Origin of the sequence: Enterobacter cloacae complex sp. ESBL7, from assembly GCF_041679625.1 — a bacterium.
GTDB classification, from domain to species: domain Bacteria; phylum Pseudomonadota; class Gammaproteobacteria; order Enterobacterales; family Enterobacteriaceae; genus Enterobacter; species Enterobacter asburiae_B.
Genome location: NZ_JBGORN010000004.1, coordinates 224,667 through 240,520 on the forward strand (window position 1 = coordinate 224,667; position 15,854 = coordinate 240,520).

Sequence of the window (15,854 nt, forward strand, 5' to 3'; positions counted from 1 at the left end):
AAATGACGACATCCCGAAGATTGGCCTGCACCCCGCAGGCTTTTTTTATACCCTTTTACCGAGTGGATCACGGCAGACAGGTTGAAGATCGAAATGTAGCGAGAAACTCATTCCTGGCCCCCTGGTGTATTTGGGGTTGTTCTGGGCTGGTGCTGATGTGGCGGCCAGGGGAGTCGTCTCTCCAGAAATTCTGACTTCATTGCAGATCTTGCTGTCACAGGGCTGCTATAGCATTCACTGCCAGAAACTAATAACGAATATCAGACATCAGAAACTGTGGTCTATGAGCCAGTCTGGAATGCTGATGGACCTATTCATGCACATCATTCATCGAAATTGAAACCATTCAGTGATAATAACTGCTCATACCACCAACAATATTGGAGCAAAAGCAGTTCATCGAATTTTTTTCTGATCACAGAGAAATAGAGATAAACCTCACATTTATGGGCAAGTATGCTTACGATTTCCTCCTCCCTTTTATACACATAAGAAAGAGCAAGTTCGCTCTTTAACGAAATATGAGGAATTATGGATACTATCTGGAGTGGTAAAATAGATGCATGAGCTGAAGGTGTTAATACCGGTTGCATGGTTAAGCAAGGCGATGTAATCAGTGTTATGGCTACCGGTACGACAAATTATTCGGCAGATAAAAGTCATGGGCCATGGGATGCTGATGGTTTTAGCGATAAGCCGATTGATGAGCAGGGTGTAATGGCAAATGTCCTGGCTCTTTTAATCAGGATTAATGGGAAGACTTTTGTAGCAGGGAAAAATTTGTCAGACTGGACTGTCCCTGAAACGGGTGAGATTATTTTCCTCGTCAATGATAGAAAAAATCAATACGGCGATAACTCTGGTGAACTCAGTGTTACCGTCGTTCAGGGAAAAGAGGATATGGGTAACAACAAACCTCTCCCGATCCCCGGGTTACTCAAGAAAACGCAATTTACCGTCACACTTATTAATAATGAGGACTGGGTTCGAACGGCGACGCTGAATATTGATGGTAAAGACCAAACGTTAGAAGTTGCAGGTCATACGGCAATTTCTAAAGCCTTCACCACTGAAACCGGTGTTGTAACCATTGCACTGGTTGACAGCCAGAAAGGTGCCATGCGGGTCCCATCAGATATAAATGTTCTCCGAATGGGGGTAACAGGTAAAACAATGGGGTTTGGTGCAGAAAAGCCGAGTGACGAAGTACGCCCTGCATTTATGGATGTCTTTGTGCATATCGACTGGGATACGCTTATTAATAACTGATTACATTTTGCCCCTGAAGTTAAGGGGCTTTTTTATTCTTATACTTAAGGTCTTTCCAGAAAAATTTTCCTCTATTAGTTTGTGGTGGTTTCCTGGTAAATTTAGTTTGTGACCATTCTGGAAGGAGGCAGTTATTCTACTTCGCATTCACTGGTATTTGTGGAAGCCTCCTGCTAAACATATTGCGGTCACCTGCCACCAGGTCTTGAATACGGATCCGATGCGCCTCGCCATTTGAGGACCTCATGTTATCAGAGGTCTTACAACGAGTGCTTTTGTTTGTGCGGGCTTAAAGGATTAATCCAGTCTACACAGAGAATGGAGCGTGGTGCCGGGTGCTTCCCGGTGAGTAATAACCCGTGCCCACCGGCTGATTAACGGTGTTGGGCACCCCGCCGCACAGGGGGATTCACCACGCATAAAGTGGGCCGCCATCGAGGCCTCGAACCCCGTACCTGCATATTTGCACGCTCTTCCTGATGAGCTAATGGCGGTCTGGAGCCTTTTCCTGTTCTGCGTCAGTGACCGCGATAGTCACTGACGCAGACTGTTCAGACAAAGGACCTGCAAAGCTGCTGTGATGCCGGGTGCCTCCCGGTGGGCCGTTGGTCAGCCACCATGGCCCGCGGTTGGATAAGAACGCTTAGCTGTTATAACAGATAATAAAGTGGTCGCTGTTTACGCCCCGCCGCAGAGGGGGATTCATCACAACAGGAAAGCACACTGGTCCCACACTTGCGTCAGAGTGAGTCAACCCGGTTCTGCTTTTACCAGTGTATTTTCCTGTTACTGACAAATTGAGCTTCTCGCTTGTGAAAACTCCTCAGCGTGCATCATGTGCTATGTTCAACACGGGGGGGAAGATAGTGCAACCCCGCGTTAATTTTTTGTTACTTTATTGGCGGGGTGTCTATTCTTCCGGCTCTGATATGGGCTAACTGGGAGTGACTTTCCCCGTATTGACGACGACATACTCCCTGCAGGATGTTTTCTTCGACACTCACAACACAGAGGTAACGTTATGCGTCAATTGACTGCGGGTATTCTGAGTATCGTTCTGTCCGGAGAAATTTCAGGAGTTATGGCTTCGCCCACAACCAGTCTCCCGCCAGCTCCGCCACCTTCATCATTTATTCACAGTATTAATGCCCACCCGACTTCAGTGCATGTTAATCAGAAAACGCAGGTTCACAGGACAGAGAAGGCAGCGAAAAAGAATACAGGGAAGACGCGGGCATCTGAAAGCAGCAGCAAAATGTTGCAAAAGAAATGAAAAGCAGGTCATCTCAGGCGCACATCTAACGGATAACACAGGCCGCTGCCTGTTGCTGGCCAGGTGTTATTCAGCTGTCTTCCCGCTCTGGTGTTATCAGGCGTCTTGCTCCCTGATAATGACGGCGGTAATTTTCCTTCATGAGGCTGACAATTTTGACATCCTGCCCCGTATGTGGTGCCTCAATGAAGTGTCCATTCCCCACATATACACCAACGTGATCAACCTGCTCCCCGGCCATGGAAAAAAAGACCATATCTCCGGGCTCCAGGTTCTGAAGTTGCACCGAACGCGCGCGTGGCATGGTGTACATTCCTTCTGCCGTTCTCGGCAACCGGATATTGAAGTTTTTGTGCCAGGCATAGTAAACCAGTCCGCTACAGTCGAATCCTGTTTCGGGGGAGGCCCCACCCCAGCGATAAGGTTTGCCCAATTGAGCCAACAGGGTGTGAATGACGCGGGTTCGTGGTGACAGATGCGTGACGTGCCCGGAGCCACCGGTTGTGCCATGCTGTTTTTTTTTGTGGGAAGGTATGTGATGTCTGCTGTGACTGATCGGGGCGGCCGTAACCAGTGTCTGACAGCCCAGCAGGAGTAAAAAAAGGAACGGACGGTGGCGATACATGCGGCTTCTCTCTCATGTGCGTTCTGGAGGATTGTCTGCACGGTAGCCTGTGGTTGTAAAGTATCCAGTTCTGCAGGGGAGGGAGGGGGAATAGCATCACACAGACGGACTGTAGGTCACCGTCGACAGAGGTTCTGCCGAAAAATGATTGCGTCCGTCAGTCTCCCGTTCTCACATCTTTGTGGAACCTGTTAAACACGGAGAATATCGAACATGCGTACTATTCCTGTTATCCTGGTAACCTGCGGTCTCCTCTGGAGTGTGGCAACGCTGGCAGCCTCTCCTGCGAAGAAAGATGTCCCCGCGACGACTGATATACAGACACAAGATGTGTCCGCGCCCGGGGACACTTCCCGCTCGCATATGAAGCACAAGGTGGATGACGCCTCTTCCCAGAATACTAATGCCCCACAGGTTAAAACGGTCCGTGACAGTAGCGGGAAATTTCTGAAAAAGGACAAAACAGTAGAGGTTCCCAAAACGGCAACTGAGCCAGGAGTAACCGCTCGCTGCCAGGACGGTTCGTTAAGCCACAGCAGTCAACACCGTGGGGCATGTTCACGACATGGCGGTGTGGCGCAGTGGCTAAATGAGTAAGGGTAAAATATGGATATTCTGAATAACATTGTGAGCAGGATACTGCCTGATTCAAATGAGCATCCAGGTCTGATGACTTTTTTGTCCTGGGTTCAGGACGAGGGCGGATTACCATCGTTACTGGTGCGATTCAGGGAGTTAGAAGAGAAGGGGCTGGTATCTGGTACTTTTACTCCTGAGCATATCATTCATTTGTTCAGTGACGGTGAACTGGCCTCTCTGGCGCAACGTATGGGGCTTTCGTCGGAGGAGGTCACTGCCTGGGCAGGTGAACATCTGCCTGCATTATTGCAACATGTATCAGTCGGAACACAGCAACAGGGTTGCAGTAATCTACTGGATGTCGCATGGTCATTTCTGCGGGGACAAATGAAGTAAGGGCTGAACCACTTTATTTTTGCGCCGGGACAGAGAGTTTGCCATCATCTCTCTGTCCCAAAGGCGTTTGGCAGATATTGTCGGTGTGACTGGCAGATGAGGTGTTCCGGAATCGACTGGCAGCCAACGTAATGCTCTCGGTCTTACGTTGATAACTTAATGATTTTCTATATATAATTACTGTTTATTAATCAAAGATTATGCGTATTTATCCCCGTTTTCATCATCAGTCACTCAATTCTGGCATTGAAAATTATAGAAACCGGAAAACACACCGGATATCACTCTGGCGGGAGTGTGCCCAGTGCGCTTCCCTGCTGTGGGTCGAAAATAGCTATTTTTTGCTGATTGCTGGCGGCGATTTTGAGGCGATTGTGGAATGAGTGAAACAACTGGTCATTATGTAATATAATAATTACGAAATTGGGCCGCGGATTATTCCAATATAAATCGAACTCAGGCCTGTTTCTGTGATGATTTTGAGTTAACTAAACAACCTGCATTATCAATATGTCAACATTATGATTACGTTGTCTCTGAATGAACCCGCTGGTAATGAGGACTGTTGGGGTACTCTTCCATACACTGGTACATTAACTGGACGGGTTTGCCCTGTTCCAGTTCCACTTACTTGTGTTCCTGGCTCCCAGCTAAGTGTACGAGCTGGATCCCGAAAAAGTGAATAAGGGATGACTTCACCTTTGTTATTTATCATCCTTCTCTGTATCCCCGTGGGATTTTCGCCACTGTTGAGCGCTAATGACCATGCTGTGCCTTGGGGGCAGTTCAAGGTGATCGTCGCGCTTTGGTCAATATTTTGGGCACTCTGGCTATCAACCTGGCCAAAGTCTAAATCCGAGGCGGATTGAATTAAGCAGCTATCGAGTACATTGGCCGTGACATTAAGAAAAAAAGTGACACTGCCGCCACCGATGCCGCCAGTGTTGCTCTGGCAGTCAGCAACCGTCGGTGTAGGCATGTTGCCTTTACTCCATCGCCAACGCACAATGCCACCATTGTAATGACTTTCGTAGGTGCCAGAACTAAGTCCTGGTTGCCTTCCCGGAACTTTACCGTACAGCGTGAGCTGTGATGAATACTGGCTATTTGATGAAATATCTATAGACCAGCTATACGACGGCATGTCGCTATTGAGCGGCCCTACTTGCTGTATTCTCGCTGCATCAGAATAGAGATTGTATTGCAGAATAGTATTGTCCCACCGTCGTAATGAGCGAGGGCCAGAAGTGCCCATTTCATCAGGCTGGACAAAAACACAGGCTCTGACATGGTAAAGATCACCCGTTGGATCGTAAGGTGCCTGGCATGTATAGTTCAGGTTACTGTGAATGTAATCATCAGCACGGGTATCTACTGGGCCGAAGTCAATGTTCATTGCGCCATTTATCCAGCATTGGGCATTAGCATAAACCTCAGGTGAAATGGTTAATAAACTAATATAAATAATAATTTTAATCAGTGTATTACCTGATTTTATAACATGAGATAAGAAGATTAATAGCATAGGGCTGCTTGTGTCCGGTGAGGAGGATAGTTGACCATTTTTTTCGTGATGTTGACGTAGCAATAGTGTTCACCGTCCAGCCCGACTATGAGTCGACTGTCGGGGTGTGATGTTTCAAGATAGAGAAGACCATCATAACCAACCTGAGTGACTTCTGGCTGCTGGCTTAACTTTATGGTCATTTCCTCTCTAACCGGCGCAGTCCAAACCGGGCTTCCGGCAGGAACGATTTCTCCTGACACTGTTTTGAGTACGAGCTGGAGAGATTGCTGTGCATTAATGTCAAACCTGACGATGCTACCACTACCACGACGAGGTATGACATCGTAAGCCGTTTGCCCAATAGACACATCTGACGGGAGTGCCAGAGGATCAATGCCGACCTGGTTATGCTGCCAGGCATTCAGATCGTTAATCAGGAAGTAGCCATTTTGACTGGTTTTACCCACCAACCGGTTTTCAAGTTTTACAGGTACATCAGGAACGCCGTTGGTGGAAACAAGAGCGAAGGCGTCTGCTGTAGAACGCATGGCGAAGAACTGATTATCTATCATTAGTCCTGCGCCATTGGCGGAAAAGTACGATGTTGTCGTGGTGTCCTTTTCATTGCGCCAGTATCCCGCACCCATACCGAAATCCCCGTACGCATTCATGTACCTCCATTCAGCCTGCAAATTGTGTTGGCTTAACTGATTTCCTGTCCCCTGAATGCGCCAGCCTGGTTCTCCAAGGCGTGTGGCATTTTTAGCCGCACTAAATGCTATGTTTTGATGTTCTTTTGAACGCGTGTAATTACTGTTCACCACAACCCGATCATCCAGTGGCAGCGACCAGGAAACACTGGAGGAGAATCCTTTATCACTGTCTAACTGACGATTCAGGCTGATAAAAAAAGAGCCCAAGTGAACGAACTGCTTTGACCAGTTCACACTCATGTATTGTGATTTCTGAGCATCGTGGTCCTTTTGCTGAATAAACCCGCTACTCAATTGGCCAATAGAGGTACTTAACCCAAGAAATAGCTGTTGCTGTTCAGGCATCAGATTTGCGCTATAGCGACTGGCAATATCGCGATACTGCTGATTTCTGCGGATAGTCGAGGCGGAAATAGTCAGGGTTTTATTATTCCAGCGATAGCCCAATAGTTGCTGAGAACCTTTGCCAGAACGGTTTTTATCATCGTAATTGCTGAGGGATATTACGTCGGTTTTGGCTTGTGATGAAAATATTCCGCTACGGCTCCATGCCATGTCGAAAACGCCAAGATTCAAGGGAAAAAGGAATACTGAGCCAAGTCCCGCCGTGTACTGACTTTTATCCCCTTCCGTATGAGACGTCAATGTCCAGTTTTGTGAAGTACCATAACGCGTGGTCATACTGACCATAGGCTCATCGGCATACACAAAACTGCTCTCTCCCCACCGTTCACGCACAACACCTGCTTCGAATGACCAGTCCAGTAGCCCCTTGCGTAAGAGTTCAGGTGCACCATATACGTTGAGAGACACTGAGCGAGTTTGCCCGGTGATGTCCGTGATGTTCATCGTTGCCTGCGACGCACCGCTGGCAATCTGCACATTCTGAAGCTGAAATTGCCCTGGTGAAACCTTCTGGCTTGCCTGCTTGATTCCATCGATATACAAATCTACCTGAGAAGGTAGGGTAGCGCTGCCCACGAAGGAAGACATCGGTGTTGTGATGGTATATGGCTGTAGAGAAAAATCTCGTGATAGTTGAATGCCGCCGAGCCGAGTGGAACGGCTCCAGTCCAGTGATTGAGTGGTGATATCCCCCAGATTAATACTGAGCATGCTTTCTGGATTGTCCTGGGACCATGTGGTATCAAGTCGCAACGTACTGTTACCCTCGCGGCCTGACTGAGTTTGCATTGAGTTGCTCAGACTACTGTCGGCCAGACCCGAAAGGCGTATTTCATGCCAGAGGCTACCCTGAGGAGTGCTTTCAAAGTTAGTAGCATAAGCGCTGTAGTTGAAAAGCAAGGAAGGTGATGTATTGCTTATTGTTGTCTGTTCTTTTTCTCGTAGCGAAATAACCTGTGTTTTCCCGGTCAATAGCGAGCCCGGAACGGTCAGTTGAAGCTCCAGTTTCTCGGGGATGTAGTGAGCCAGAATATGCTCAGCATCGAGTTCGTTGAGCGACATAGCGTTTTTAACGGGGTGAGGAAAGACAATCCCGAGGTCCGTCAATAGCTCAGTGGGCACATAGAGGATGCCGTGTTTATCAGTAAGCTGAACCAATTGCCGGACGGGCATTTGGTTCAGCACGACATCGACATAAACCGGCATCTCGTCCTCCTGATGTGTCGTATCTGTCAACTGCGCCACTGAATTATCGATTTTTGTTGTGATATTTGCGGTGGCAACTGGAGACAGAAACAGGCCCGACAAGAGATTAACTGCCGCGAACAGACAGCATTTGCGGTTTAGCATCATTGTTAACCGTGGCATTCAGCATGCCGCCATGTTTGATCTGGTTCGCCGGTAATTTTATCGGCCATTCCATTTTTTGTTTTGCCAGGGTGTATCCAAGTAGCCCAGGGGTTATTGATACGGGTTTACCATTTTCTGGGGTAAATGTAACCTGACTTAATTTTATGTGTTTTGTCTGAGTATTATCGACTATCAGCACTGCACTACCGTTTTGCGCAGCAAGTGAAATGTGGACTCCGTTGAGTAAGGTCTGGGCTGCGGTATCCTCTTTTTGATTAACAAATACAGGAACCGAATAGCTCAGCAGAAACTGTAACCCGTTTGCGTGCGCAGTGGTTGTCGGTAATTCGTTTACCATCAGACGGTACGCCTGCTCTATCCGGCCCGTTTCTTTGTCTGGTGTTTTTGGCAAAACCAGACGAATTAACTGTTTCTTACCTGGTTGTACACTCACAATTGCTGGTGTAACAATCATGCTGCTGGCCTGACTTAATTTCTCCTGGCCATTTATTTGTTGCCAGTTATACAACCGAACCTGGCCACGAATGGTTTCTGTACCTGAGTTAGTAAGCCAGACGCTCTGCGCTTTTTGGCTGGCGTCGAAATTAACGGTTGTAGGTGAAACCTGCAGAGAGGCTGCAAGAGCTGTGTGGCCAGACAACCCCATAAGAATAATATTTACGGCAAAGAATTTGTGTAATGAATTACGCATGGTGCTAAACCTCACAATAGGTTGCCCTGGATAATGGACAAATCTTCATGGTCATATGGGATATCAATAGGTAATAAAGGCTGTCACTGTGTCCAGATAATCACCCGCCGCTACGTTCATTGATGCCACGCTGGCGTATACAGGGACACTCTCGTTAGCGCCAGTGCCAGTACCAGCATAGGTCCCGGATCCATCATTCCAGACTTCGGTTCTGGCGCTGTTTTTATACAATTCATAAGGTACATAAACGCCTGAGTTAAAAGAATCTTGTCCAGCCATGCGACGTATACTGCCGTTATTGTTAACACCGGAATCCAGGGCAATAGTGTAAGGAGTGCCAATTGTGCAGTTGACGGTCAGTGAACCGGTGCTATTTATATTTGTTGATGTTGAACTGTGGCTACCAAATTCAATGTCTGTTGCCGGTACGGTGTTGATGTCGCAGGTCGATGTAACTGTCAGTTTTACTGCAAATGATGTTTGATCACTGGCTGCTTGCGCACCAGTGGTTGCGCCGAATAATACGAGATTTAATGCTGCAGTACGCAAAAATCCTTTCATACATCCCCCGTGTTTTTTATGATAAAAGGCTAATTACATAAATTTGGCTAAATATAATTATGCCTGATGCAAATGATACTTCAAACGGGGAGGTTTCATTGTCAATGGTATCGAAATAAATAAAATCACGAAGGTTGGAGTAAGGGGGCATGACGTCTCTGGCTGATTTTTACTATAAGGTTTAGGTCGGATTTAAATAAATTCCTTGCACTATTCCTGAATCGAGATAATCACACTGCTCCGGAAAGAAAGTAGACGTAAATCGCCCCCCGTGAGTAGCAACTTCACTGGCGAAAAGTTAAACGCAGATATCGATGAGTTGCTGTTTTCTTTAATGAAATATCTGTTATGTTTTCATTTTTGTTGAGCCATAACACTGAGGTGTATAAATAATACAGATGAGGTAATCCGAAAGGGTATTTTCCTCTGCATTTATCTGACGTGGTGGGGGGCTGTTAAAAATTAAGATGCAGTATAATTCCTGCTCGTCAATCTGAGTTGGCAATGTTGCACTCTGGATTTCCGTAAAGATATTTCGATAAAAAACCCATACCGGTATGTGTAGTGAACGTTTTTAGCTAACTAATCGTTCAATCTGTTGTGTGTGGGCCGGAAAAAGCGAACCACATAGTACAGCCTTTGATGTGAGCACAGCACCACTTCCATGTGGATTCCTACTAGCTGTGCTGACCTGATTGTGTCAAACAATCAGGTCAACTCTCAAAACGGTAGGTGAAGTAGTCAAGTGGGAAGTCTGAAGCTCCGGCTGGCATGGCATGTATGGGTATAATGTTATGGGAAATGAGTGGGAGCAATCTCCCCTGGGGAAAAAACTAGTCTGCAGTCAGATAATATATTTTTTGGTCAGATAAGTGAAAAAATTTACGGCACCAAAATCTTCTGCAGTCTGGAGAGGGTACCGCTGGTTATTCAATTTAAATGTATAAGAATAGCTCAATATGTAGCCTCAATTTATATTGAGAAATGTCCAGTATACCGACAAAAGAACCAGACTGCTCCATTGAAGATTACCCTGATTCGTATAACCGGGGTGGACAAACGGAGCCTGTCATTGTATCCCAAAGTGAAACGCACTGGGTTTTATGGAAAACCAGAACTTATTGAAAGCAGAGCCTACATGGAAGCAAAATCAGCAAACCATTATCGGATTTATCTCCGGGTATGAAGATGCAATAAAGCACCCTGGCGTTTTCGATGCCAGCGGTGCTGAAGTGGTGGAAAGAGTTTACGGAGCGAGTGAAGGTAAGAAAGTGATCCTTGCGCGATGCAGGTGCGGCTGTAAACGTAAAGAGTTGGACCGCAAAGCTACCAAAGCCCCCGGGGCGCAGGCTTTCAATATATGTGTGCGTTGCTTTATTGTCGCGTAACTGGAAACCATTCTATGAGATGCAGGTTGACTCACTGGACCTCGTTGCACATAGGCGTCCGACAAGCGGAGGTCGAATTTAAGGAGGCGACAAGTTATTAATATAATTCTAGGTAATGTCGACATTTTTTTGCACGATAAGGTTGACTTTGCATTAAATTTTCCTTTTCGCTTCTAATCATGCGAGGTTATATCTGAAGCATTTCAACCATCGAAACCCTGCCTTGGCGGGGTTTTGTCGTTTCTGGGTATTGTGAAAAAAATAATTGATGTGGTAACTAATTGTTAACAAGGGGTTGTCATGTTTATTTTCCGTTTCCATTATCCCCTCCGCGCCGACTTAGCTCAGTAGGTAGAGTAACTGACTTGTAAATCAGTAGGTCACCAGTTCGTTTCCGGTAGTCGGCACCAAAATTCAGCAACAGGAAAGCACACTCGCTATGATGGCATCGGGTGGCTCACTCTGGCGGGAGTGCTGTCAGTGTGCTTCCCTGTTGTGGTGAATCCCCCTAAGCGGCGGGGCGTAATCAGCTAAAAACGAGTTATTTATTTGCTCTGTTTGGGACATCCGTTAGCGAGTCAGGGCTGCTGACCAAAGGCTCACCGGGAGGCACCCGGCATCACAACAATTAATGGTTTTAAATGCATGAAATTATTCAGTACGGACACTGATATTTTCTTACAAGAACGAAGCGCACTCAGCGGTCGGTTAGTGTGTAGGGCACTTAACTGGAGTGCGTTTCCTTGTTGTGATGAATCCCGCTAGCGTAGGGGCGAAACAGTAGGCTCGGGTGGAAAGAAGAAGTCGCCAGTCACGGTGGCTGGCCAAAGTCTTACCTGGAAGCACCTGGCGTCACAGCCATCTAAGGCCCTTTAGCTCAGTGGTTAGAGCGAGCGACTCATAATCGCCCGGTCGCTGGTTCAAGTCCAGCAAGGGCCATCAGACCACCTATAGTGCTTTTAGCTCAGATGGATAGAATGTTGCTTTCCGAATACAGATGTCGCTGGGCCGACGCAAGTACAGTGCACCAATGCGGCCATCGTATAATGGTGATTACATCAGCCTTCCAGGCTGATGATGCGGGGTCTAGTCCCGCAAACCACTCCAGTTATGCCTTTCGGTCTGCGATGACGGGGTTGCCCTGAGTGACCGGAAGGCGCATTCGTATGGAGAGCGCCCGTGTATGTTCCACCTGACGTGAGCTTGCTTAGAAGCGGGCTAGCATCCAACTGAGTGGGAATGAATATGCACCAGCAGCAAAACACATTGATAACCTGTTTCATCAGGGAGGATATGTTGGGTAGTGTGCTTTAATGTTGCAGTGCATACCGCTATACGTAGATCGTAAACATCGTCTGGTCGTTAATATTTTCGCACGTGAGTTACAGTGGCTGACTAAAAGTTCATGGATAGGTACCCCATGCCGCAGTCTCCATTCAAATCAAAAGGAACTGAAAATGCATATTAATGCAGGAATTTTGTTTTCAGGAGTGTTAATTATGGCTTCAGTTGCGGCGGCACCAATAACTACCTCAACTGAAATTGGTCGTTTCCAGCCCTTGATAGTAGGCCCCAGAGCATCGCACTCAGAATCATCGCGACAAGGTGTTCAGCACACACGTCTCATCAGACACCTTCAACCAGCCACTAACGGGCAAGCAAGTAATGATAGTGGTGATCCTGAGAAAGCGGAAAATCATCACTAAGTTTCCAGGGAACCAATTCAGGAGTAGTAAATGATAAGGCACATTTTATTTATTGCGTTTGTTTCTGATATTACGTCAGAGAATCTTGACAGAGTACGTGAGGGATTCCTGGGCATACCTGCGGTTGTCGACGGTGTATTAGGTGTTGAGTGGGGTGTCAATGATAGTCTGGAAAACAAGAGTGCCGGCTATACTCACAGTGTGATGATGACATTCCTTGATGACTCGGCACTACACCGTTACCTTCGCCATCCTGAACACGAGAAATTAAAGAAAATATTCCGCCCATTTCTGCGCGATATTATCGTGTTTTATTACCCGGTAAAAGAACAGGAACATTCTGGCCCACCCCCAGTATTCGATACAACTGTCAGTTAGTAATATCTGTTCTGTTACCCTGACCTCGAATATGCTCCAGCCATAATCAGGAATAACCGCCTTTATGTTGGCTGCGTATCCTGGCAACCAGGTATTATAACTGGCAAGCGAGGTTTGGCAGTATGGAAGCGTCTGATACCAAGAAGTGAAAAACTTGGGGGATGAAAACAGGCAGCTAAAACAGATAATTGTTGATCTCAGCCTTGAATGCCAGGCACTGAAAGTCGTTATCGAAAAAAGCTTTAAAGTCATTTATAAAGCTGGAGCTCGTCAACTATCTGACGGCCCAATTTGCCATGGGAATCTGCCTGACCTGAAGGACATTATCGCTTAGCAGGACGGTCTACGTTTAACAGGCAGGTACCAGACTCGATAAACCGGTGATCCAACTGCAGACTGAGTTGGTAGTGCGCTATCTGCGATACTGTTTTAAGAAGCTGTTCCAGTTGCTGCGCAGGCAGGGTAACATCTGGAATGATAAACGCTTTCACCGGATTTACTGCCTGCTGAAACTGAATTTTCGTCGCAAAGGAAAGCAGCCTCTGCCGCTACGTAATCCGGTGCCACTGGTGGCGACTAAGGCACTTAACCAAAGCTGGTTGATAGTAGACGTTTCCGGACCTTCAATTTGGTGGATGAATTTAACCGCGAAGCCCTCGCAATAGAAATCGATCTCAATATCCCGGTGAGTGCTGGACAGGATAGTGGCGAACCAGAGGTATCCGCTGAAATGAAGGATGGAGAACGGCACGGAACCGGTCCCGCTGACACTGGCTCGGTGGGCTGAAGAGCACGGTGTGATACTGGAATTTGTCACGCCTGGTAAGCCGACGCAGAACGCGTTTATCGAACGTTTTAACAGGACGCACCGGACAGAAATACTGGATTTTCGCCTGTTCAGAACCCTGAATGAAGCACGGGAATCACGGAACGCTGGCTGAATGAATACAACAACCAGCGTCCCATGCATCCTTGAATAACCTGACACCGGAGGAATACCGGCTGATGGCTGAAAAAACAGAAACCTCAAAAGAGTGTGAACGAAAGCTGGGGTACTTACATAGTCTCTATTGACTGAATACAAAATATAAAATTAAAACCCTACAATGCCCCTTTGTAACTAACTGAAAATCCAGCACTAGCATTGTTTTTGTTGATGTTATCCACTTTAAAAAAAGACTCAAAGTCTGCTGGTGGGATAACATTCCTGTCTACTGAAAATAATTCCCTGCCTGGGAGGTTTGCTTTAGCAAAGCCATATGCTTTTTCAAATATAAATCGGCCATTATTCTCTCCGGATGTGGTGAAATTAAACACGCCTTTGGGGAGGTTCTCGGTTTCTAACACGCTGCTATTTTCAATGGAAGAAAAAACAACCCTTGATGTACATTTTGAAGAGTTTCCACAACCTACAGTAAAAAAAATGCTCGCATCATTTTTGAAATGTTTAAAATCAAAATGTGGTACATAAATTTTTAACTCGCTATTATCTAATACATTTAATTCCCCCCCGCCAAATACAGCAAACCCTTCTTCAACTTTTATAGATAATGTGGCATCATCACGTAGATATAATTGTGAAAGTTCATCAGTGTCCAGGGTGAATTGTTCCTTGCAATTAAATTCTACATTGCCGTTTCTGGATATTTCCAGGGAAATTGGCAGGTATTCGTTCTTAAGAGGATCTACTCCAATATATTGACTGCCAGAAGTTACGATAAGGGTACCATTCATTATCTCAATTGTCGCAGGCTCTCTGTAACTTGGGGTATATACAGGCCAGACTATCTCACCGGTGTTGTTGTCAAGATAAAGCATCAGCCCACAATCTACTGCATCCATAACGAATGACGAACCAACATTTTTATCAAAATTCCCCTGTTGGACTTTTTGACTGCCATAGCTTTTGTCATAAAGCTGAGATTCTGATGAACTCCACGTAAATATTTTTTTTGCCACAACGATTCTCCTTTATTTATAAGAGGCTTAACGGTAATAACTGGAAATGAAAAATGTCAATGTAATACCTGTTTGTTTTGCATCGCCACAGGTTTAACAGATATCTCAGAATCATTTATGGACTGACCCCACCACGATTTACACCTGAATTTAAGGCAAAAGCGGTGCATCAAATAACGGAAGGCGGTTGTTGCATTGTCTAAGTATCTGACCGTCTGGACGTTTCTGCCCACAGCCTCTACAAGTGGCTGTGGGCCATCAAACCTGATAACAGCAACAGCGAACAGCTTATCCGGGATTTACTGGAAGCCAAAAGCGAGACCCAGAAGCTATGGCACAGCTAAAACGCGCCGAATAAGAACGGGATATCCTGAAAAAGGCTGCGCTGCACATTGCAAGGAAGTCCGACTGAAGCACCGTTTTATCAATGATCTCCGTCGGTATGGGTGTGATGACGATGTGTCGGGTAAGCCCACAGGTCCGTAGCGCGTGATGGACCTTAACTGCATTGAGCAGGCTGTACTGCCATTCGATATTGCTGGCGGTGAGCGAACCTGGGAAATGAGGTCGAATGAATATTTTTCTTTGCTGGTGGAGAAGTTAAACGGATTACCGTTGCAAAATGTGGCTGACCAGCCTCGTTTGAAGCTGTTTGGACTGATGTTAGTGAGCATTTTGCCGTGCTGCTCCCACAGCATTTTGATATGGGGTGATCCTCCATCAATAAAAATACGTATAAATGCACCACTGTTTGGCGAAATGTAAGTTGAAACTGAGATTTTCAGCGCCGTTGCGGGTATCAAAGGTGGCGAATGAGTCATTGCCGGGATTACTTTGAGAAAAAGAAGAGAAGAGCTGATAGCTGTCGGTGTTGCGGTTGTTAATGCAATGCCTGGGGGATTTTTGGAGCCTGTAATTAAAATTGTGTAATTGCCTGATTTTGATATGTTCACTCCAACAACGGAGACAGGCAATTATGGACGAAAAGAAACTCAAAGCCCTTGCGGCTGAACTGGCTAAAGGCCTTAAAACC

Annotated in this window: 10 protein-coding genes, 2 tRNA genes and 5 pseudogenes; 10 read left to right on the forward strand and 7 right to left on the reverse strand. The window is 46.4% G+C overall.

Annotation, left to right across the window (positions count from 1 at the left end):
- Window positions 1-585 precede the first annotated feature (585 nt).
- A pseudogene (locus ACERY3_RS17120) lies at window positions 586-1,269 on the forward strand (LecA/PA-IL family lectin); the annotation flags it as partial.
- Window positions 1,270-2,612: 1,343 nt separating this feature from the next.
- Here the strand turns inward: ACERY3_RS17120 and ACERY3_RS17125 are convergent.
- Window positions 2,613-3,167 (reverse strand): C40 family peptidase, encoded by a 555-nt coding sequence (locus ACERY3_RS17125; protein WP_373226136.1) that lies wholly within the window; start codon window positions 3,165-3,167, stop codon window positions 2,613-2,615.
- A 363-nt stretch (window positions 3,168-3,530) separates the two neighbouring features.
- On the opposite strand from ACERY3_RS17125, the gene ACERY3_RS17130 reads away from it, so the two are divergent.
- A complete protein-coding gene (locus ACERY3_RS17130; RefSeq protein ID WP_373226149.1) occupies window positions 3,531-3,764 on the forward strand; it encodes a DUF3761 domain-containing protein in 234 nt (77 codons plus the stop codon).
- 9 nt (window positions 3,765-3,773) lie between these two features.
- Window positions 3,774-4,142: a hypothetical protein gene (locus ACERY3_RS17135; RefSeq protein ID WP_373226137.1), complete on the forward strand. Its 369-nt coding sequence runs from the start codon at window positions 3,774-3,776 to the stop codon at window positions 4,140-4,142.
- 505 nt (window positions 4,143-4,647) lie between these two features.
- On the opposite strand, the gene ACERY3_RS17140 is transcribed toward ACERY3_RS17135, so the two are convergent.
- The 4 genes from ACERY3_RS17140 to ACERY3_RS17155 form a co-directional block, all read right to left on the reverse strand.
- A complete protein-coding gene (locus tag ACERY3_RS17140; RefSeq protein ID WP_373226138.1) occupies window positions 4,648-5,667 on the reverse strand; it encodes a spore coat protein U domain-containing protein in 1,020 nt (339 codons plus the stop codon).
- Window positions 5,658-8,120 carry a fimbria/pilus outer membrane usher protein gene (locus ACERY3_RS17145; RefSeq protein ID WP_373226139.1) on the reverse strand — a complete coding sequence of 821 codons (2,463 nt, stop codon included), beginning with the start codon at window positions 8,118-8,120 and terminating at the stop codon, window positions 5,658-5,660. The genes ACERY3_RS17140 and ACERY3_RS17145 overlap by 10 nt, the downstream gene beginning before the upstream one ends.
- A complete protein-coding gene (locus tag ACERY3_RS17150) occupies window positions 8,080-8,829 on the reverse strand; it encodes a molecular chaperone (RefSeq protein WP_262771695.1) in 750 nt (249 codons plus the stop codon). Before ACERY3_RS17150 ends, ACERY3_RS17145 begins: the two co-directional genes overlap by 41 nt.
- Window positions 8,830-8,892: 63 nt before the next feature.
- Entirely contained in the window at window positions 8,893-9,390 is a 498-nt protein-coding gene (locus ACERY3_RS17155) for a spore coat U domain-containing protein (protein ID WP_262771694.1), read from the reverse strand.
- Between the two features lie 1,166 nt (window positions 9,391-10,556).
- Here ACERY3_RS17155 and ACERY3_RS17160 point away from each other — a divergent pair.
- The 6 genes and pseudogenes from ACERY3_RS17160 to ACERY3_RS17185 all read left to right on the forward strand — a co-directional run.
- Window positions 10,557-10,879: pseudogene (locus ACERY3_RS17160) on the forward strand (antitermination protein); the annotation flags it as partial.
- Between the two features lie 232 nt (window positions 10,880-11,111).
- Window positions 11,112-11,188 (forward strand) — tRNA-Thr (locus tag ACERY3_RS17165).
- Window positions 11,189-11,644: 456 nt separating this feature from the next.
- Window positions 11,645-11,717 (forward strand) — tRNA-Ile (locus tag ACERY3_RS17170).
- A 518-nt stretch (window positions 11,718-12,235) separates the two neighbouring features.
- Window positions 12,236-12,484, forward strand: a complete 249-nt coding sequence (locus ACERY3_RS17175; protein ID WP_262771693.1) for a hypothetical protein — start codon at window positions 12,236-12,238, stop codon at window positions 12,482-12,484.
- A gap of 30 nt (window positions 12,485-12,514) precedes the next feature.
- Complete coding sequence (locus ACERY3_RS17180; protein WP_373226140.1) at window positions 12,515-12,862, forward strand: Dabb family protein; 348 nt, start codon at window positions 12,515-12,517, stop codon at window positions 12,860-12,862.
- A 92-nt stretch (window positions 12,863-12,954) separates the two neighbouring features.
- Window positions 12,955-13,936, forward strand: a pseudogene (locus ACERY3_RS17185) (integrase core domain-containing protein); the annotation flags it as partial.
- A gap of 27 nt (window positions 13,937-13,963) precedes the next feature.
- Here the strand turns inward: ACERY3_RS17185 and ACERY3_RS17190 are convergent.
- Window positions 13,964-14,821, reverse strand: coding sequence for a hypothetical protein (locus ACERY3_RS17190; protein WP_373226142.1), 858 nt, complete (start codon window positions 14,819-14,821; stop codon window positions 13,964-13,966).
- A 122-nt stretch (window positions 14,822-14,943) separates the two neighbouring features.
- Here ACERY3_RS17190 and ACERY3_RS17195 point away from each other — a divergent pair.
- A pseudogene (locus ACERY3_RS17195) lies at window positions 14,944-15,290 on the forward strand (transposase); the annotation flags it as partial.
- 50 nt (window positions 15,291-15,340) lie between these two features.
- Here ACERY3_RS17195 and parM read toward each other — a convergent pair.
- Window positions 15,341-15,642 (reverse strand): annotated as a pseudogene (gene parM / locus ACERY3_RS17200) (plasmid segregation protein ParM domain-containing protein); the annotation flags it as partial.
- Window positions 15,643-15,854 lie beyond the last annotated feature (212 nt).